12 protein-coding genes are annotated in these 20373 nt (G+C 71.0%); 3 read left to right on the top strand and 9 right to left on the bottom strand.

The window, feature by feature from the left end; genetic code table 11:
• Nucleotides 1-20: 20 nt before the first annotated feature.
• Nucleotides 21-1958 carry an acyl-CoA dehydrogenase family protein gene (locus LE548_RS36545; protein ID WP_225101332.1) on the bottom strand — a complete coding sequence of 646 codons (1938 nt, stop codon included), beginning with the start codon at nucleotides 1956-1958 and terminating at the stop codon, nucleotides 21-23.
• A gap of 321 nt (nucleotides 1959-2279) precedes the next feature.
• Here LE548_RS36545 and LE548_RS36550 point away from each other — a divergent pair, with 321 nt between their 5' ends.
• Entirely contained in the window at nucleotides 2280-3293 is a 1014-nt protein-coding gene (locus LE548_RS36550; protein ID WP_225101333.1) for a LacI family DNA-binding transcriptional regulator, read from the top strand.
• Between the two features lie 75 nt (nucleotides 3294-3368).
• Nucleotides 3369-5426: a TIM-barrel domain-containing protein gene (locus LE548_RS36555; RefSeq protein ID WP_225101334.1), complete on the top strand. Its 2058-nt coding sequence runs from the start codon at nucleotides 3369-3371 to the stop codon at nucleotides 5424-5426.
• A 63-nt stretch (nucleotides 5427-5489) separates the two neighbouring features.
• Here the strand turns inward: LE548_RS36555 and LE548_RS36560 are convergent, their stop codons facing one another.
• The 8 genes from LE548_RS36560 to LE548_RS36595 form a co-directional block, all read right to left on the bottom strand.
• Nucleotides 5490-6062 (bottom strand): chorismate mutase, encoded by a 573-nt coding sequence (locus LE548_RS36560; RefSeq protein ID WP_225101335.1) that lies wholly within the window; start codon nucleotides 6060-6062, stop codon nucleotides 5490-5492.
• Nucleotides 6063-6148: 86 nt separating this feature from the next.
• Nucleotides 6149-6862, bottom strand: coding sequence for a hypothetical protein (locus tag LE548_RS36565; RefSeq protein WP_225101336.1), 714 nt, complete (start codon nucleotides 6860-6862; stop codon nucleotides 6149-6151).
• Between the two features lie 36 nt (nucleotides 6863-6898).
• Nucleotides 6899-9118 carry a glycoside hydrolase N-terminal domain-containing protein gene (locus LE548_RS36570; RefSeq protein WP_225101337.1) on the bottom strand — a complete coding sequence of 740 codons (2220 nt, stop codon included), beginning with the start codon at nucleotides 9116-9118 and terminating at the stop codon, nucleotides 6899-6901.
• A complete protein-coding gene (locus LE548_RS36575; RefSeq protein ID WP_225101338.1) occupies nucleotides 9115-11085 on the bottom strand; it encodes a beta-galactosidase in 1971 nt (656 codons plus the stop codon). Before LE548_RS36575 ends, LE548_RS36570 begins: the two co-directional genes overlap by 4 nt.
• Nucleotides 11082-13262 (bottom strand): sialidase family protein, encoded by a 2181-nt coding sequence (locus LE548_RS36580; protein ID WP_225101339.1) that lies wholly within the window; start codon nucleotides 13260-13262, stop codon nucleotides 11082-11084. The genes LE548_RS36575 and LE548_RS36580 overlap by 4 nt, the downstream gene beginning before the upstream one ends.
• Before the next feature lie 174 nt (nucleotides 13263-13436).
• On the bottom strand, nucleotides 13437-14381 hold the full coding sequence (locus tag LE548_RS36585) for a carbohydrate ABC transporter permease (protein WP_225101340.1): 945 nt from the start codon (nucleotides 14379-14381) through the stop codon (nucleotides 13437-13439).
• Complete coding sequence (locus LE548_RS36590; RefSeq protein ID WP_225101341.1) at nucleotides 14378-15433, bottom strand: sugar ABC transporter permease; 1056 nt, start codon at nucleotides 15431-15433, stop codon at nucleotides 14378-14380. Before LE548_RS36590 ends, LE548_RS36585 begins: the two co-directional genes overlap by 4 nt.
• Before the next feature lie 27 nt (nucleotides 15434-15460).
• The gene (locus LE548_RS36595; RefSeq protein WP_225101342.1) at nucleotides 15461-17146 is read right to left on the bottom strand and encodes an extracellular solute-binding protein; all 1686 of its coding nucleotides are present in this window, start codon (nucleotides 17144-17146) and stop codon (nucleotides 15461-15463) included.
• A 349-nt stretch (nucleotides 17147-17495) separates the two neighbouring features.
• Here LE548_RS36595 and LE548_RS36600 point away from each other — a divergent pair, with 349 nt between their 5' ends.
• Nucleotides 17496-20330, top strand: a complete 2835-nt coding sequence (locus LE548_RS36600; RefSeq protein WP_225101343.1) for a glycoside hydrolase family 3 C-terminal domain-containing protein — start codon at nucleotides 17496-17498, stop codon at nucleotides 20328-20330.
• The last annotated feature ends 43 nt before the right edge of the window (nucleotides 20331-20373 follow it).

The raw sequence follows: 20373 nt of genomic DNA on the forward strand, positions 1-20373 counted from the left end.
CGGTCCGCGCGGGGAACGAGTCAGTCGCCGTAGGGGCGGCGCTCGTTCTCCCGCGCCGACGGTCCGGGGGTCGCGTCCGCGATCCACGGGCCGTCCCCGGAGGGATCGACGACGCCCTCCTCCAGCCAGGAGTACGAGCCGGCCAGGACCGCCTTGACCACCGTGCGGTCCAGGTCGTCGGTGTTGGTCCACAGCCGGTCGAAGAGTTCCTCGACCCGGATGCGGGCCTGGCGGCAGAAGGCGTCGGCCAGCTGGTAGGCCTCGCGGCCGTGGTCGCCCTGTGCGCGCAGCCGTTCGGCCCGTACGCAGGCGGCGCTCATCGCGAACAGTTCGGCGCCGATGTCCACGATCCGGCCGAGGAAGCCCTGCTTGGTCTCCATCCGGCCCTGCCAGCGGGACATGGCGTAGAAGGTGGAGCGGGCCAGCTTGCGGGCGGTGCGCTCGACGTAGCGCAGATGCCCCGACAGATCGATTCCGTGCTTGAACTGGCCGTAGGCCATGGGGAGTTGACCCGGACCGGCGACCAGTTTCGGCAGCCACTTGGCGTAGAAGACGCCCGCGTTCGCGCCCGCCTTCGCCTTGTCCGACAGGGACTTGTCGGGATCGATCAGGTCGCCCGCGACCGAGAGGTGGGCGTCGACGGCCTCGCGGGCGATCAGCAGGTGCATGATCTCCGTCGAGCCCTCGAAGATGCGGTTGATCCGCAGGTCGCGCAGGATCTGCTCGGCCGGGACCCCGCGCTCTCCGCGCGCCCTCAGCGACTCGGCCGTCTCATAGCCGCGGCCGCCGCGGATCTGGACCAGTTCGTCGGCCATCTTCCAGGCCATCTCGGAGCCGTAGAGCTTGGCGAGGGCGGCCTCGATGCGGATGTCGTTGCGGTCCTCGTCGGCCATCTGGGAGGACAGGTCGAGGACGGCCTCCAGGGCGAACGTCGTCGCCGCGATGAAGCTGATCTTGGAGCCGACGGCCTCGTGCAGCGCGACCGGCTTGCCCCACTGCTCGCGCTCCGCCGACCACTCGCGGGCGATCTTCAGACACCACTTCCCGGCCCCGGCGCACATCGCGGGCAGCGAGAGCCGGCCGGTGTTGAGGGTGGTGAGCGCGATCTTCAGGCCCGCGCCCTCGGGGCCGATGCGGTTGGCGGCGGGGACCCGGACCTGGTGGAAGCGGGTGACGCCGTTCTCGATGCCGCGCAGGCCCATGAAGGCGTTGCGGTTCTCGACGGTGATGCCCTCCGCCGTGGCCTCCACCACGAACGCGGTGATGCCCCCCTTGTGGCCCTCCGACTTCGGCACCCGTGCCATCACCACGAGCAGGTCGGCGACCACTCCGTTGGTGGTCCAGAGTTTCACTCCGTCGAGTACGTAGTCGTCCCCGTCGGGCACCGCCGTGGTGGCGAGGCGGGCCGGGTCGGAGCCGACGTCCGGCTCGGTGAGCAGGAAGGCGGAGATGTCGGTGCGGGCGCAGCGGGGCAGGAAGGCGTCCTTCTGCTCCTGGGTGCCGAACATCTTGAGCGGCTGGGGCACGCCGATCGACTGATGGGCGGAGAGCAGCGCGCCGACGGCGGGGCTCGCGGAGCCGACCAGGGCCAGGGCTTTGTTGTAGTAGAGCTGGGTGAGGCCGAGACCGCCGTACTTGGGGTCGATCTTCATGCCGAGGGCGCCGAGCTCCTTCAGGCCCGCCACGACCTCGTCCGGGATGCGGGCCTCGCGCTCGATCCGGGACGAGTCGATCGTCGTCTCGCAGAAGGCGCGGAGTTTGGCCAGGAACTCCTCGCCGCGCCGGACCGACTCGTCGTCGGGGAGCGGGTGGGGATGGATGAGGTCGAGCCGGAAGCGCCCGAGGAACAGCTCCTTGGCGAAGCTGGGCTTGCGCCAGTCCTGTTCCCGGGCGGCCTCCGCCACCTGGCGGGCTTCGCGCTCGGTGACGTTGGTACGGGGTGTGGTGGGGGCGGACATGAGGTTCACCTCGCCGCGAAGAGGGATGATTGCGGACCGTTCGCTACCGACCAGTGCTACTGGATCGTTGGTACCCGAAACGGGCCGACCCCACCACCCCTCGCGCGTCCGAACGGCCGAGGGGGCTGCCGAAGCCCGGCGCACCGGTGTGTACTGCTGCTCGGCGACTCGTTCGGGATTTCGGTCACGGAAAAGGTGTCGAAGCGCTTCGACAGCGCCTATGGACACCCACTCCCGCTGAAGCTAGTGTCAATCTCACCCTCACTCGCCCCAGTCGGTCACGCGCTCTGTCGAAGCGCTTCACAAAGCTTGGAGAGCCGGATGGTCACCCTCGCCGAGGTCGCCCAGCACGCCGGAGTGTCGGCGAGCACGGTGAGCTATGTCCTCAGCGGCAAGCGGTCCATCTCCGCGACCACCCGGCAGCGGGTCGAACAGAGCATCCGGGAGCTGGGCTACCACCCGAACGCCGGCGCCCGCGCCCTGGCGAGCAACCGGTCGAACATCATCGCGCTGATGGTCCCGCTGCGCACCGACATGTACGTGCCGGTGATGATGGAGATCGCCATCGCGGTGGCCACCACGGCCCGGACGCACGGCTACGACGTCCTGCTGCTCACCGGCGAGGAGGGCCCGGACGCGGTGCGCCGGGTGACCGGCAGCGGGCTCGCCGACGCCATGATCCTGATGGACGTGGAGCTGGAGGACGAGCGGCTGCCGCTGCTGCGGCAGACCGACCAGCACTCGGTCCTGATCGGGCTGCCCGCCGACCCGAACGGTCTGACCTGCGTGGACCTGGACTGGAGTGCGACGGGCGCGCTGTGCGTGGAGCATCTCGCGGGGCTCGGGCACCGTGACATCGCTGTCATCGGCGAGGCACCGGCCGTCTACGAACGGCACACCGGCTTCGCCGAGCGCACCCTCGACGGGCTGCGCTCCTGGGCCCGTGCGTCGGGCGTCAGGGTGCTGCACCGGCCGTGCGAGGGCGGGTACGACGCGATGGCCCTCACCCTGGCCCGGATCTTCGACGAGCGCCCGGGGACGACCGGGTTCGTGGTGCAGAACGAGTCCGCGGTGGAGCCGCTGCTCGCGCTGCTGCGCCAGCAGGGCCGGGCCGTGCCCGAGGACGTGTCCGTGGTCGCGATCTGCCCGGACCAGGTCGCCGTCCAGGCCTCGGTGCGGCTGACCTCGGTGGCCATCCCCGCACAGGAGATGGGCCGGCACGCCGTGGAGCATCTGGTGGCCAAGCTGGACGGGCGGGGCGGCGACGAGGTCGTGCTGCTCGCGCCCGAGCTGACCGTACGGGCGAGTACGGGACCGGCGCCGGCCGGGTCCTGATCCGCACCGACCGTGCCCTTTGGGGGCACACCTCTGCCTGCGTCCCTGTCTGCACGCCTCTCCTCAGGAGCCGCCGTGAATCAGCCTGCCGGTATTCAGCCTGCCCTCGCGCAGCCCAAGGTCAGCCTCGCCCAGTCCTCCCCCACCGTCGGCCGCGTCCAGGTGAAGGACGGGGCACTGGAGTGGAGCGGCCGTCAGGAGACGGTGCGGATCGAGCCATGGGGTCCGGACGCGGTCCGGGTGCGGGCCCGGCTCGGCGGCCCGGTGCTGCACGGTCTCCCGGGCGCGCTCCTCGATTCCCCGCCCGCCGCCGAGGCGACGGTCGACGCCGGTGACGGGGAAGGCCGGCTGACGGTCGGATCGCTGACCGTCGAGGTGAGCGCCGAGGGCATGCTCCGCTTCCTGCGCACCGACGACGGCAGCGAGCTGCTCGCCGAGGAGCGCGCCCACTTCTGGTGGCCCGGCCCGCGTCTCTACACGGCGGTCGGCAACGGCTACCACCGCCTGGAACAGCGTTTCGCCGCGTACGAGGACGAGAAGCTGTACGGCCTCGGCCAGCACCAGCACGGGCGGCTGGACCAGAAGGGCCTGGTGCTGGACCTGGTGCAGCGCAACAGCGAGGTGAGCGTCCCGGTGCTGGTGTCCAGCCGGGGCTACACCCTGCTGTGGAACAACCCGGCGATCGGCCGGGTGGAGCTGGCGGGCAACGGCACCCGCTGGGTCGCGGACTCGGCCCGGCAGATCGACTACTGGATCACGGCGGGCACTCCGGGCGAGGGCCAGCGCAACTACAGCGCGGCCACCGGGCGTTCGCCGATGCTCCCGGAGTGGGCGGCGGGCTTCTGGCAGTGCAAGCTGCGCTACCGCACCCAGGACGAACTCCTCGACGTGGCACGGGAGTACAAGCGCCGGGGCCTGCCGATCTCGGCGATCGTGTGCGACTTCTTCCACTGGACGCACCTGGGCGAGTGGAAGTTCGACCCCAAGGAGTGGCCCGACCCGGCGGGCATGGTCCGCGAGCTGGAGGAGCTGGGCATCAAGCTGGTGGTGTCCGTATGGCCGTCGGTGTCCCCGCTGTCGGAGAACCACCAGCTCATGGAGCAGCGCGGCTACTTCGTCGGCACCCAGTACGGCCCGATGGCGCACGCCGACTGGCCGGACAAGGAGGTCGCCTCCACCGTCCAGGTCGCCTTCTACGACCCGACGAACCCCGAGGCCCGCGACTTCGTGTGGTCGAGGATCCGGGAGAACTACCTCACCCCGTACGGCATCACGGCGTTCTGGCTGGACGCGTGCGAACCTGAGCTGAAGCCCGGCTTCGCGGAGAACCTGCGCTACTGGGCGGGACCGGGCCTGGAGGTCGGCAACCTCTACCCGCTGGAGAACGCCCGCACCTTCCACGAGGGCCTGCTGGCGTCCGGGGAGCCGGAGGTGATCACCCTCAACCGCTCGGCGTGGGCGGGCAGTCAGCGGCACGGCGCGGCCCTGTGGTCCGGTGACATCGGCACCGACTTCGCGACCCTGCGCCGGCAGATCGCGGCCGGCCTCAACACCGCGCTGTCCGGCATCCCGTGGTGGAACACCGACATCGGCGGCTTCCACGGCGGCGACCCGGACGATCCGGCGTACCGCGAGGTGATGGTCCGCTGGTTCCAGTTCGGCGCGCTGTCCCCGCTGATGCGGCTGCACGGCTTCCGCGACCCCGGTCTGCCGCTGGGCCCGGACATGACCGGCGGTCCGAACGAGGTGTGGTCGTACGGCGAGGAGGCCGGCGCGATCCTGGAGCGGTACCTGCGGCTGCGCGAGCGCCTGAAGCCGTACATCCTCACCGTCATGCGCGAGGCGCACGAGGAGGGGCTGCCGGTGATGCGCCCGCTGTTCCTGGAGTTCCCGGACGACCAGGCGGCCTGGTCGGTGGACGACGCCTACCTCTTCGGCCGGGACCTGCTGGTCGCGCCGGTGCTGACCGCCGGCGCCACGGCCCGCACGGCGTACCTCCCGGCGGGCGCGCGCTGGACGGACGCCTGGACGGGTGCGACGTACGAGGGCGGTACGGCGGTGACGGTGGACGCCCCCCTGGACCGGATCCCGCTGTTCCTGCGGGACGGGGCCCGGCTGCCTGTAGGGGAGTAGCCGGGCCGAACGGCGGCCGGTCCCATCCGTACCCACGGAAGGGACCGGCCGCCCTCTCACGCGTCAGTCGCGGCAGACGGAGACCAGGGAGCGGACCAGGGCGGCGGTGTGCAGCAGGTCCGGATGCTTGTCGTGGTGGACCTCGACGACGGCCACGGCGAGTTCGGGATCGCACGTCGGGGCGATGCGCTCCGGGGTGGTGTCGGCGATGCTCTGGACGAGGTCCGTGTTGATGCGGTTGATCGTCTGACGCACGACGTTCAGGTCGGGCTTGGTGGTCGGGGCCTGCTCCGGGTGGGCCGTCCACCGGGCGAACAGGGCGCGCTGGACAACCTTGTTGGCCTCGATCTGGTCGCGGAAGATACGCCGGACCTCGTCGGGGTCCGCGCCGATCCGCTGGGCCTGGGCGGCGACGGAGTCGAGGACCTGCTGCTCGCGGGCCGGGTCGTCGATGGGGCTGTCGGTGCCCCACTTGGCGGCGGCGACCAGGTCGGCGGTGGCCAGACGGTCGGCGGCGAGGGAGGCGACCGGCCGCAGCGGGGAGAGCGGTGCGGGGGCCGCGGAGGCGGGCGCGGCGGCGAGCAGGACGGCGACGCCGGCCGGCAGCACATACCTGAGGGGAGTGGCGATACGCATGCACGCCATCCAACCGCAAGCAGGTGAACAACGGGAGGGCCGTCCCGGTCGCGCGCCCGGGACGGCCCTCGTCACCGCAGGGTCACTCAACTGCTGCTGACGCTCTCGCTGTTGACGGTGAAGTTCAGCCCGCCGGAGGACGAGGTGATCTCGAAGCCGAACTGGAAGTCACCGATGGTCACATCGCCGAACCAGCCCTTGGTGTCCCTGATCCACTTCAGGATCGGCAGGACGTCGACCGTGCCGGAGCTGGAGTTGGAGCTGCGGACGAAGGAGAACACGTCGTTGGAGCCGTTGTTGCCCTTGTAGACGGTCCAGGTGGAGCCGCCGAGGCTGACGGTGCCCTGGGAGGTGCCGAGCGGGCCGACGGCGCCGGTCTTGTTGACCCAGAGCATGATCTCGTACTTGTGGTTCGTGTCCCAGATGTCGTACGCCGTCTCGTAGGCGCCGGACGACGGGACGGTGACGTTGTAGCTGGTGCTGAGGGAGCCCAGAGAGCTGATCGACTTGTTGATCACCTTGTCGGCGTTGGGGTAGGACTTGATGCCGCCGGTGTTGGGGTGGTTGGCCCAGACACCCCAGTTCGTACCGGAGTTGGCCCAGATGCACTGACTGCCGGCGCCGGAACCCCAGATGTCGTTGTACAGGGTGTAGCCGTTCAGCGTGGTGCTGCCCCACTGGTCGCAGGAGGACCAGACCGCGGCGGAGGCGGGGGCCGCGGCGAGGCCGACGGTGGCGCCGAGGGCCAGGGCGGGGGCGGCGAGGGCCGTGGCGACCCTGCTGAGCGTGCGTGCTGCCATGGTGTCCCTTCCATGGGTGGGGGGAATTGCGGGGAGTCACCGCGTCCTCAGGGTGAGGACGCGGTCTTCTCCGGCGACGAGGTCGAGCGGCTGTGCGCCGGAGGAAGTCCGCAGGTCGATGCGGTGGGTGCGGCTGGGCTTGACGACGGCTCGGGCTCCGTCCGGGGTCCAGCTCAGGTCGATCTCGGCGCCGAACCGGGTGCGTACGCCCCTCAGTTCACCGGTGGGGCAGGAATCCGGTACGGCGGGCAGCAGGACCAGCCGGTCGGGGGTGGACTGGACGAGCATCTCGATCAGGACGCCGGGCAGGGTGTGCGCGGCGTCGGCGTTGTAGACGTCCCGCCGCGGATAGTGGGCGCTCATCAGTGAGGCGTGGAAGAAGTCGCCGCCGAGCACCTGGCGCAGGGCGTGCGCGGCCCGGCCGGCGTCCCGCAGCCGGGCCGCGATCAGGGCGTGGTGCAGATGGCCGTGCGCCGAGTGGTTCTCCGCGCCGCGCAGTTCGAGGGCGCGGCGGGCGGCGGCGGCCAGGCCGGGGGCGTCGTAGGGGTTGATCTCGTCCAGCGGCCAGACGCCGTAGAGGTGGCTGAGGTGGCGGTGGTCGTAGGTGTCGTCCAGACCGGGCCAGGCCCATTCGGCGAGCGCGCCGTCGGCGTTGATGCGGTGCGGTGGCAGCCGCTCCGCCAACTTCCGCCATTTCTCACCCTGTTCGGGGTGGTAGTCGGCGGCGGTGAGCAGGGCGTGCCGGGCGGCGGAGAGATCCATGGCGGCGTTGAGCGCGCCCCAGCCGGCGTTCGCGGGCCGGTTCTCGGGCGAGTAGGAGGGCACGACGACGAGATGGCCGTCCGCGTCGGTGCGGGTGAGGAAGTCCTCGTAGAAGGCGGCGGTCTCGGCGAGCGCGGCGGCCGTGCGCGGATCCCGCTCGCCGCGCATCTCGTCGTGGTCGACCAGCGGCTTGAGCAGCCAGTCGGCGCCGGCCGTCCACAGGTGCAGGGGGTATTCGCGGCTGAAGTGGTACGTCAGCCCGGACTCGCCGTCGGTGTGCGAGGGCGCGACCACGCCCCGGGCTCCGAAGATCGCGCGGGCGTTCTCCCGCCAGTGCGGCAGCTGCCCGGCGACGAGGCCGGCGAGCGCCTCGGTGACCTCGGGCAGGGCGGCGGCCGGTGCGGAGGCGGTCTGGAGGTTGAGGTTGGCGTTGGTGGTGAACGCCCCGGACCAGGCGGTGTTCCAGTCACCGGTCCACAGTCCGGTGAGCCGGGGTGGCAGCAGGCCGCTGCTGGAGAGCAGGTGGTAGCGGCCGGCGGCGAAGAGCCGTTCCAGCAGGGCGGGGCTGTCCGGGCGCGTGAGCAGCTCCGAGCCGGGCAGGGCACGGTCGGCGGGATCGGCGCCGAGGTCGAGGGTGACCCGCTGGTAGGCGGTGCGGTGCAGGGGCAGGTGCCGGGCGAGGAGGAGGTCGTCGTACGGCGACTGTGTGCCGTGTTCGGTGGCGGTGCCTTGGAGGAGCCCTTGGAGCAGCCGGGCCTCGGCGATCACGTCAGCCTCGTCGGTGTGCCGGAGGACGCGGGTGAGCAGCAGGACCGTGCGGGCGCCGGTGACACGGACGCCGGGCGGGAGGAGTTCGGTGCGGCCGTCGAGGACGGCGACGAGGGTGACTCCGGTGTAGGCGCGGTCGCTGTCGGGGTAGCGGGCGCGCAGGCTCAGCAGGGCGCCCTCGGGGGTGAGCAGCGCGCCATGGCCGACCCGCAGCCCGGCCGGGGCGCCGGGCAGCCGGTGGTCGAGCCGGATGTCGAGGTCGCCGTCCGCCGTGATCTCGTGCACGATCACGTCGTCCGCGCGGGAGACGAAGACCCGGCTGCGGAAGCCGCCGGCGACGGCGGTGATCTCGCCGCTGCTGAAATCGACGTCCCTCCGGTAGCCGGCGTTCGCGCCCTCGCCGGACCGGGTGAGCCGTATCCGGAAGCCGGGGTGGAAGGGCTGCACCCACCGCAGCGGCCGCCCGTCGGTGAAGCCCTCGGCGGCGGTGCGGTCGCCTGCGAGCAACCGGTCCTGGAGCAGGGTGAGTTGGTCGGCGAGCCGGGGTGGCCGGGCGTGCTCGCCGCCGTTGGGCCGGACCAGGGTGTGGTGATTGACGACGACCTGTTCCTCGTGCGGATCACCGAACACACAGACGCCGTGGTGGCCGTTCCCGCTCAGGAAGCCGTCCTCCCAGCGTGCGGCCGGGGCGGGTTCCCAGGTCCCGTGGACGGGTCCATGGCTCATGACCGCAGCACCGCCACTCCGTAGCGGCCGAGGGTGAGGGACCCGGTGACCTTCTCGCCGCCGAGCAGCTCACGGTGGTCGCCCGGCACCTCGACGGTGACCGGCTCCCGCCCGTGGTTGAGCAGGAACAGCAGCTCACCCCGGCGCACCGCCTCGACTCCGTCCGGCAGCCCCGCCAGCACCGGGCGCACCCCGGCCCCCTCGGCGACGGAGGCGAGCAGCTCACGCAGTGCCTCCGGCTCGGGGAGCGTGGAGACGTACCAGGCGCGGCCGGTGTGCAGTACGGCGGGCAGCCCGTCCAGCTCGCCGCCCCGGTACGGCACGGTCCGGGCGGCCCCGGGCTCGGCCTCGATCTCCTCCGACCACAGCGTCCCGCGGAACCCCTCGCACTCGACGGTCTCCCCCGCCTCCAGCGGCCACCACTCGTGCAGGGTGCGGATGCCGAACAGCTCGCGCAGCCGGGCGTCCATGCCACCGGGCCGGACCCGGTCGTCCTCGTCGGCGACGCCGGTGAGGAAGCCGCAGACCAGGGTGCCGCCGCCGTGGACATAGCGAAGGAGGTTGTCGACGGCCGCGTCGGTGAGGAGGTAGAGCTGCGGGACGACGACGAGCCGGTAGCCGGACAGGTCGTGCTCCGGATGGGCGAAGTCGGTGGCGAGATGGGCCTCCCACAGCGCCCGGTGCCAGGCGGTCAGCACCTCCGGCAGATCCACCTCCGCCGACAGCCGCCCCTCGTGGGCCCCGGCCCACCAGGAGTGCCAGTCGTGCAGGATCGCGACATCGGAGACGATCTGACTCTCCGTCACCGAACTGCCGATGCACGCGAGTTCATGGCCGAGCTGCCGGACCTCCTGATAGGTACGGCCGTGCTCCCCCGCGTGGCTGACCATTCCGGAGTGGAACTTCTCGGCGCCCTGGCGGGACTGGCGCCACTGGAAGTAGCAGACGGCGTCGGCGCCGCGGGCGACGGCCTGGAGGGACCAGAGCCGGTTGAGGCCGGGGGGCTTGGGGTGGTTGACCCCGCGCCAGTTGACCGGCCCGGCCGCCTGCTCCATGAGCATCCACGGCCCGCGGGCCTGTGAACGGGTGAGGTCCTGCACGAGCGCACCGCGCTGCCCGCCGAGCGGATCACGCGGGTCGGGATAGAGGTCGACGGAGACGACGTCCTCCTCCTCCGCCCAGCGCCAGGCGTCCTGGCCGATCCACAGGGGCATGAAGTTGCTGGTCACGGGGGCGTGCGGGGTGTGCCGGCGGACGATGTCCCGTTCGGCGGTGAAGCACTCCAGGAGCATGTCGGAGGTGAACCTCCGGAAGTCCAGCACCTGGGCGGGGTTCTTCAGATAGTGGGCGTGCCGGGGCGGGAGGATGCCGTCCCAGGTGTCGTAACCCTGGCTCCAGAAGGCGGTGCCCCAGGCGGAGTTGAGGGCGTCGAGGGTCCGGTACTTCGCCCGCAGCCAGCGGCGGAAGGCGGCGGCCGCCTCGTCGCCGTAGTCGAAGGTGCAGTACTCGTTGTTGATGTGCCACATCGTGAGGGCCGGGTGGGTGCCGTAGCGGGCGGCGAGGTCCTCGGTGATGGCGGCGGCGTAACGGCGGTAGGTGGCGCTGGAGTGCGAGAAGTGCTGCCGGCCGCCCCACACCTCGGTCCGCCCGTCGGCGTCGCGGGGCAGGGTGTCCGGGTGGAGGCGGCCCATCCAGGGCGGCGGGGAGGCGGTGGGGGTGGCGAGCACGACCCCGATGCCGTGCTCGTGCAGGAGATCCATGACCCGGTCGAGCCACCCGAACTCCCGCGCGCCGGGCTCGGGTTCGAGCTTCGCCCAGGAGAAGACGCCGAGGGTCACGGAGTTGACCCGGGCGTCCTTCATCAGCCGGACGTCGTCCTGCCAGGTCTCCTCGGGCCACTGCTCGGGGTTGTAGTCACCGCCGAAGAGGATGCGGCCCCGGGTGGCGTCGGCGAGGGTCGGTCTCATGCGGGCTCCCCGTACTGGATGCCGCGTCCGTTGGTGGCGAGGTACACGCGGCCGTACAGGCGCGGATCGCCGGTGATCGCCTGCCCGGTCCAGCCCCACTGGTGGGCGTCGTCGTTGATGCGGATCCAGGAGGCGGCCTGATCGTCGGAGCGGTGGACGGCGGTGAGGGAGCTGTCCGTGCTGCCGACGAGGTAGATCGCCGGGTAGCCGGCGCCGGGTGCCGCCATGCCGAACCCGAGCGTGTAGGCGGCCCGGGCACTCCCCACCTCGGCGAAGCTCCTGCCCCCGTCGGTGGACCGGTACAGCCCGTTCGACTTGGTGCTGAGCCACAGGTCACCGCTGCGTCCCGGTGCTACGGCGAGCTGGAACTGGCTGTCCCCGGAGGGCAGTCCGGTGGCCCGGGCGGCGAAGGTGCGGCCGCCGTCGGTGCTGGCGTACAGGGTGCCCGTGTCGGTGTCGTAGGTGTAGAAGAGGGCGGGGTCGGCGGGGTCGGCGAGCGGGGTGGCGCCCTTCGGGTAGGTGGCCACCTCGGCCCAGGTCGTGCCCCCGTCGGCGGAACGCTGGGCGGGGTACGTGGTGCCGTCCGAGTGCACGAAGGTCCACAGCAGCACGCCGGCGTCGGCGCTGACGGCGATCGGCCCCGGGGCGTCCTTGCCGAGGGACGGCTGGCTCGGGAAGGGCGCCCAGGTCTGCCCGCCGTCGGTCGAGAAGGCGCCGTTGCCGTGGTCTCCCCAGCCGGTGCGCACGACGTACGACGGTTTCGCCGCGGCCTGCGCGAGCCCGGTGGCCGTACCGAAGACGGGGTCGGTGGCCATGCCGCGGGCCGGGGAGGCGGTGAGGCGCTCGTGGTAGAGGACGCCGATGTCACCGTTGGCGCTGATCAGATGGGCGGTGCCGGTGGGCGGCGAGATGAGCTGGCGGACCGAGGTCTCCTCCAGGCCGCGGATCCGGGGGGCGAAACGGCGCAGGTCCCGGGTGCCGTAGATGGTGGCGCCGGTGCCGTAGAGGACGTTCCGGCAGTCGTACGGGTCGACGGCGACGGCCTGGATCCACCACCCGAACTTGGGCGCGGCCTCGCCCCACCTCAGGTAGGGCGTCTCGGAGACGTCGAGGACGGCGGTGTCCTTCAGCGAGACCCAGGTGCGGCCGCCGTCGGTGCTGCGGTACAGGGTGTCGCCGGCGGACCAGCGGTTGTTGGTGGAGACGACGACGGTGCCGGGGCGGTGGGCGGTGACGGCGACTCCGCCGTACCCGAAGGTGTCGGTGCCGCCGGGGGCGACCGGGGTGACGTCGGTCCAGGTGCCGGTCGCGGTGTCCAGCCGGTGCACGCTGCCGTCGCTCTGGCCGTTCGGGCCCGGCGCGTTCGCGTACGTCACGTACAGCGCGCGGGTGTGCGGGTCGTGCGCGGCGCGGATCGGGACCTTGGCGGCGGTGCCGGTGGGCTGTCCGGGGACGGGTTGCCAGCCGGTGCCGCCGGCGGTGGTGCGGAAGAGGTTCGCGGTGGTGCCGTCGGAGTCGCCCCAGCCGGCGTAGACGGTACGGCCGACGGCGAGGAGGAGGGTGACGCCTTGGCCGGTTGTGGTGGGGGTGGTGGGGAAGGTGCTGTCCTTCTCCCACGTGGCGCCTCTGTCAGTCGACTTGAGGAGTCCGTCGTGGCGGGTGCCGAGCCAGAGGGTGTCGCTGTCGCGGGGGTCGACGAGGAGGCGTTCGCCGGTGCCGCGGCCGTCCTCGTTGGCACCGAGTTTCACGGTGAGGTCGGTGCGCCGCCAGGTCGCGCCGCGGTCTTCGGATCTGAGGACTGCTCCGTTGCCGGCCCAGGACTGGGCGTACGTGCCGAGGGCGAGGTAGAGCCGGTCCGGGTGGGCCGGGTCCACGGCGAGGGCCTCCACACCGAGGAGGTTCCAGTCGTCCCAGCCGAGCTGGTCGGTGAGGGGGGTCCAGCGGGCGGTGTCCTCGTCCCAGCGGTAGGCGCCGCCGATGTCCGTGCGGGCGTAGGCGAGGCCGGGGGTGGTGGGGTGGAAGAGGATCCCGGTGACGAAGCCGGTGCCGCCGATTGCTGCGTTGCGCCAGCGGTATTTCTGCGGGGCTTGGGCTGCGGTCGCGTTGGCGGGGAGGGCGAGGAGGGCTGCGGCGGCTGCGGTGCCGGCGAGGACGGTTCTGCGGGTGGGGGTGGGCATGGGGTACCTCGGTGAATTGGTGGACCGGTGTGGTTGCTGGGCGGGGGTGGGGTCGCTTACCGGCGCGTGCAGGGTGCCGCTGCGCCCACCCGTGCCGCCCCAGCGGCACGACTGCCCGCAGCTAGGCAGGTACGGCGTCCCGCGGTTCTCCGGCACAGGCCGCGCAGCGAACCGTCACCCCTTCACCGCTCCCGTCAGCATCCCCTTCTTGAAATGCTTCTGGACGAACGGGGACAGGACCGCCACCGGGAGCAGGGCCATCACCATGACCGCCATCTGTACGGCCAGGCCGGACAGTTGGCCGGTCTTGATGGCCTGGCCCAGGCCCACCGGGGCCTGCTGTTTCTGAACCAGTTGGATCATGACGTTCTGGAGCGGCATCTTGTCCTGGTCGTTGAGGTACAGGGACGCGTTGAACCACGCGCTCCAGTAGCCCACGGCGTAGAACAGCGTGATCACCGCCAGCACGGCCCGCGACAGCGGCACGACGATCTGCCACAGGATCCGGAAGTCCCCGGCACCGTCGATCCGCGCGCTGTCGATCAGTTCCTGCGAGATGCCCATGAAGAACCCACGCAGGACGAGGATGTTGAACACGCTCACCGCGCTCGGCAGGATCAGCGCGAGGTAGCTGTTCATCAGGCCCAGGGACTGCACCAGCAGATACGTGGGGATCAGGCCCGCGCTGAAGAACATCGTCGCCAGCAGCAGCATCAGGAACCAGCGGTGGCCGAGCGAGCCGATGCGGGAGAGGCCGTACGCGCACAGGACCGACACCGTCATCGAGAACAGCGTGCCGACCAGCGTGACCAGGATGCTGATGACCGCGGCCCGGGTGACCTGCCCCCCGCTCAGCAGCTCCTTGTACGCGACGAACGTGATGCCCTTGGGGATCATCACCAGGCCGCCCGCCTGGTCGATCGTCTTCCGGGAGGACAGGCTGGTGACGATCACGATCCACAGCGGGAAGAGGATGCCGAGACAGGCCAGCGTGAGGACCAGGCCCTTGCCGGCGAGGCCCGCCTTGGTCGGCTCCTCCTCCCACACCGGGCGGGGCGGCGCGGCCCACCGGAACGGCGGTCGCTCCTGCACCGGCGGCTTGTCGATGACGGCGGTCATTTCTTGTACACCCCCTGCTCGCCCATGAGATGGGCCACCTTGTTCGCGGCGAGGACCAGTCCGAGGCTGACCACGCCCTTGATCAGTCCGGCGGCGGCCGCGTAGCCGAAGTCCTGGTTGCGCACGCCGTTCCACCAGGTGAAGGTGTCGAGGACCTCCGCCGCGCCCGGTCCTACGGCGTCACGCTGGAGCAGGATCTGTTCGAACCCGACGGTCAGGGCGTCGCCCACCCGCAGGACCAGCAACAACGCGATCACCGGGCGCAGCGCGGGGAGCGTGACGTGCCACATGCGGCGCCAGCGGCCGGCGCCGTCCATCGCGGCGGCCTCGTACAGATCGGGACTCACCGAGGCCAGCGCGGCGAGGAAGATGATGATCCCCCAGCCCGCGTCCTTCCAGATCCCCTCCGCCGTGACGAGGAACTTGAAGGTGGACGGGTTGGTCATGATGTCCAGGCCGTTGTAGCCGTGCCGGCGCAGCAGTTGGGACAAGACGCCCGCACCGCCGAAGAGCTGCTGGAAGACGGCGATGACCAGCACCCACGAGAAGAAGTGGGGCAGGTACAGGACCGCCTGTGCGACCGCCCGCACCCTCGGCCTGATCACGCTGTTGATGAGCAGCGCGAGCAGGATCGGCACCGGGAAGAACAGCACGAGTTGCAGGAAGAACAGCACCAGCGTGTTCTGGACCGCGTGCCAGAAGGCCGAGTCCGCGAAGAGCTGCTGGAAGTTGGCGAGGCCGATCCAGGGGCTGTGCAGCATCGAGACGATGCCGTTGTCGCTGACGTAGGGGTCGTAGTCCTCGAAGGCGACGATGTTGCCGAGGATCGGCAGGTAGTTGAAGAGCAGGATCAGCAGGATCGCCGGCAGGGTCATCAGCAGCAGGACGCGGTCGCGTCTGAAGCGCAGGCGCAGGCTGAGCTTCCCGGTCCTCGCCTTCTGCTGGTTCTTCCGGTCCTTCCGGGTCGCGGTGGCGCCGTCCGACGCCGTCGCGCTCTTCCCCGCCCTGTCGTCCGCCCCGGCCCTGCTCCGAGGCACCGTGCTGTGGGACACAGCCTTCTCCTTGCCTCGTGTCTCGCGTCAGCCGGCCGCCGTGCCGTTCTCGTCGAGAAGCTTCTTGTACCAGTCGCGCAGCTTGTCGCCGCCCCCGCTCTTCCAGTCGGAGACGGCCTGCTGCATGTCGCTGATCTTCTTCCGGCCGCGGGTGATGTCGTCCTCAAGCGTTTCGAAGTTGTCGCCGAGGTTGGTGTAGCGGGACGGCTCGGTGATCATCTGGCCGTAGAAGCTGGACTTCTTGGTGAAGGCGCCCATCCGCTGCTGCCACTCGACCTGGGCCTTGGCGACCTCGGGGAAGTCGGGGTGGGCGACGGTGGCGGCGGGGCTCGCGACCATGACGTAGGCGTTGTTGACCTCGTTGTTGCCCTGGGTGGTCTTGACGGGAACGCCGTTCTTGACCGTGTAATCGGCGCCCTCGACACCGTAGTTGGTGGCCATGTACTCCTTGGTGCCGTACGGCGCGGCGGTGACGTTGGCGACGGCCAGCGCGTCACGGACCACGGACTGCGAGGCCTTCTTGTTGATGAAGGCGAAGATCCCGGCGGGCTGTTCGGCCCACAGCTGCGGATTGCCGCCGTCATGGCCGAAGATGTCCATGCCCCAGATCTTGAACGACGGGTTCTGGGTGGCCTGTTCGGCGGTGCGGCCCCACCACTGGGAGATGTTGTTGGGGTAGATCAGGAACTCGCCGGCCGCGAACTTGGGGCCCGGGTCGGGGGCGCTCTTGCCCATCATCGCGTCGGGGTGGACGTATCCGGCGGCGAAGAGCTTGCGGGCCCACTCCAGCGCTTCGAGGTACTCCTGGGTCTCGATGCGGTTGATCAGCTTGCCGTCGACCAGGTTCCAGCCGAGCGCCTTCTCGCTGCCGGAGAGCACGCCGAACATCTGGAAGGCGGTCCACTTCATGTCCAGGCAGGCCCAGCGCTTGGCCTTGGCGTTGGTGATCTCCTTGGCGAGGGACATGAACTCGTCCGCGGAGCGCGGGACCTGGTAGCCCTGCTTGTCGAAGATGTCCTTGCGGTAGAGGGGCACCATGCTGGTGACGTACGAGGAGGGCATCGGCAGGCCGCGCAGCTTGCCGCCGATGATGCAGCGCTGCCAGGCGTCGGTCGGGATGGCCGCGAGGTTCGGGTAGTCCTTGACCGCGTCGCCGGAGAGGTAGGGGCCGAGGTCGGCGAACTTGCTGATGATGGCGGTGGGTATCTTGCCGCCCATGTTCCAGCTGGGGACGACCACGACGTCGGGTACGTCGCTGGAGGCGAGGACCGCGCCGAGCTTCTGGTCGTAGGTGTTGCCGTCCTGGTTCTGCCAGACGACGTCGACGCCGATCATGTCGTTCATCGCCTTGTAGTAGGCGTTGTCGCTCTTGGGCGGGGAGCCCCAGAACGGCGACATGATGGTGACCTTGCCGCCCTTGCCGAGCTTCTTGGAGACCGAGGTCTTCAGGGTCGCCAGGTCGAGCTTGGCGGTGAAGCCGATCGGCGAGCCGTTCTTGGACGGGATGTCCGGTACCACCACGTTGCTCGCGACGTAGGAGGGCAGCAGCTTCTTCTCGCCCTTGCCCCCGGAGGAGCCGCCGCCCGTGCCGCTGTCCGAGCTGCCGCAGGCGGTGAGCAACGGCATGCCTCCGGCGACCGCCGCGGCGGCGACCGCGGTGGAGGCGAGGAAGCTTCTCCGACTTGGGGCGGAAGAGGCGGCGTTCGGCGTCATTGCGTCAACCCTTCATGGCGCACCAGGACACCCGGCGGTGGCCGTCGGCTGCGGTGTCTTGAGTGGATCTGGCTGAGCTGGAACGTACTTCGACGAAATTGAGTCAGTCGAAGCGCTTCGATGTTGCTGCGAGGTTAAGTGAACACCTGGGGGTGCACAAGGGTCGTTCCCAAGATTCCTGCGAGCCGCGGCTCCTTCATAAGGCCACCACACTCCCTTGCCATGTCGGCGAGATGTGCGCCCTCGTGCCCCCTCTTCACGCCCAGCACCTTGACACCCGGCCTCGCTCGGCCGAGCATCGAAGCGCTTCGAAAGCGTCTCGTCGCTCCATCCGCAAGGGGAACCGCTCGTGACCGTTGACTCGCCGTCCACTCCGCCGTTCCGCGACCCGCAACTGCCGTTCGCGAAGCGCATCGACGACCTGCTGGCGCGGCTCACCCTGGACGAGAAGATCTCCTTTCTCCACCAGTTCGTGCCGGCCGTCGAGCGCCTCGGCATCGCCGCCTTCCGCACCGGCCAGGAGGCCCTGCACGGGGTGGCCTGGATGGGCCCGGCGACGGTGTTCCCGCAGGCCGTGGGCCTGGGCGCGACCTGGAATCCGGAGCTGGTGCGGCGGGTCGGCGAGGCGGTGTCCAAGGAGGTCCGCGCGATGCGGGCCCGGGACGAGCGGGTCGGCCTCAACGTCTGGTCGCCGACGGTGAATCTGCTGCGCCATCCGCTGTGGGGCCGTAACGAGGAGGGGTATGCGGAGGACCCGAAGCTGACCTCGGCGATCGCCACGGCGTACACCCACGGCCTGCGCGGCGACCATCCGCTGTACTGGCGCACCGCGCCCGTCCTGAAGCACTGGCTGGCCCACAACAACGAGACGGACCGCGCCACGTCGTCCGCCTCCGTCCGCCCGCGCGTGCTGCACGAGTACGATCTGCGCGCCTTCGAGGAGACGGTGAAGGCGGGCGCGGTGGCCGGGGTGATGCCGGCGTACAACCTGGTCAACGGCCGCCCCAACCACCTCTCCCCGTACCTCCGCGACCCGTTGCGGACCTGGACGGACGAGGAGCTGCTGGTCTGCTCGGACGCGGGCGCGCCCTCCAACCTGGTCGACGCCGAGCACTACTTCGACACCCACGAGGAGGCCACCGCGGCCGCGCTGCTGGCGGGCGTGGACAGCTTCACCGACCACGGCACGGACGGTTCGCAGATCGTCGAGCGGGTGCGGAAGGCGTACGAGCAGGGCCTGTTGAGCGAGGCGGACATCGACACCGCCGTACGCCGGCAGCTCTCCGTCCGGTTCCGGCTCGGCGAGTTCGACCCGCACTACGACCCGCACGCCTGCACCGGCGAGTTCGACACCCCAGCGCACCGGGCGCTCGCCCGGGAGGCCGCCGAGCAGGCGGTCGTGCTGCTGAAGAACGACGACGACCTGCTGCCGCTCGCGCCCGACACCCGGATCGCGGTGGTCGGCCTGCTCGCCGACGAGTGCAAGCTCGACTGGTACAGCGGCAGCCTGCTGCACCGCTCCACCCCTCTGGAGGGCCTGTACGAGCGGTTCGGCGCCGAGCGTGTGGAGTTCGCGGAGGGCGTGGACCGGGTCCGGCTGCGCACCGCCGCCGACGCGTTCCTGCACGTGCCGCCGACGGACGCGCCGGACGAGGCACGCGGCGCCGAGGGGGCCCTGGACCCGGCGCTGCTGGCCGGCCGCACCGATCTGCCGCCGCTCACCGCGGACGTGACCGGCACCGAGTTCGCGCTGGTGGACTGGGGCGAGGGCGTGCTGACCCTGCGCGCGCCGGACGGCCGGTATCTGTCGGTCGCCGAGGACGGGTATGTCCGCGCCTCGGCCGACCAGCCGGGCGGCTGGGTGGTCCAGGAGACCTTCCGTCTCGAACCGCACCACAACGGTCACCTCCTCAGGCATCTGGGCACGGGTCGCCATGTCCGTGTCGCCGCCGACGGCGTGCAGGTTGCCGACTCCGGTGACGTCTTCGAGGTGATCACGGTCGAGCGGGGCGAGGAGGCCGTGGCCCGGGTCGCGGAGGCGGCGGAGGTCGTCCTGGTGGTCGCGGGCAACGACCCGCACATCAACGGCCGCGAGACCGAGGACCGTACGACCCTCGCCCTGCCGGAGCATCAGCAGCGGCTGCTGCGTGCGGCCCGCGCCGCGAACCCGCGTACGGTACTGATCCTGACCTCGGCCTATCCGTACGCGGTGGACGTGGCGCGGCTCCCGGCCGCGCTGTGGACCGCGCACGGCGGACAGGCGGCGGGCACGGCACTGGCCCGGGTCCTGGCCGGCGACGTCTCCCCGGCGGGCCGGCTGCCGCAGACCTGGTACGCCTCGGACGCCGATCTGCCCGACCTGTTCGACTACGACGTGATCGGCGGCCGCCAGACCTATCTGTACTTCGAGGACACCCCGCTGTTCCCCTTCGGGCACGGCCTGTCGTACGCGTCGTTCGGTTACGGCGACCTCGTGACCGGTGTCGCGGACGGCGTGCTCACGGTCTCCTGCTCGGTGACGAACACCGGGGACCGGGCGGCGGACGAGGTGGTCCAGCTCTACGGGCGGGCCGTGGACCCGTCGGTGACCCGCCCGCGCCGCGAACTGCTGGCGCACCGCCGGCTCACGCTCACGCCCGGCGAGCGGGCCGAGGTGTCCTTCGAGGTCCCGCTGTCCGCGCTGGAGTTCTGGGACGTGGCGCACGATGGACCACGCCTGGAGACGGGGCCGTACGAGCTGCTGGTCGGCGCGTCCAGCGAGGACGTGCGGCTGCGTACGACGGTCCACCTCGACGGCACCGGGCCCGCGCCGCGTCCGGTGGCCCGACGGGGCCTCGCGGGCGTGGACTTCGACGAGCAGTCGGGCATCGCGATCGTGGACCGGACGCGGACGGCGGGCGACGCGGTGACTCCCGCCGACGGCGGTACGGCCGAACTGCTCTACCGCGCCTGCGACTTCGGTCCGGGCGTGACCGAGGTGAGCGCGCAGCTGGCGGGCGAGGGCGTGCTCGAACTCTCCCTGGACGGCGGCCCGGTGCTCGCGGCTCTGCGCCTGGACAGCCCCACCGCCGGCCCCTACGCCTACACCACCCTGGGCACCGGCCTCGTCGCCGAGGGCGTGCACGACGTCCGCATCGGACTGCGCGGCCCGCTGCGGCTCGCGCACGTCGGCTTCTCCGGTTGAGGGTCCGGAGGAGACCGACGGCAAGAAGGGGTCCGGCACCGGA

Source organism: Streptomyces sp. CoH27 (genome assembly GCF_020181035.1).
GTDB lineage: Bacteria > Actinomycetota > Actinomycetes > Streptomycetales > Streptomycetaceae > Streptomyces > Streptomyces camelliae.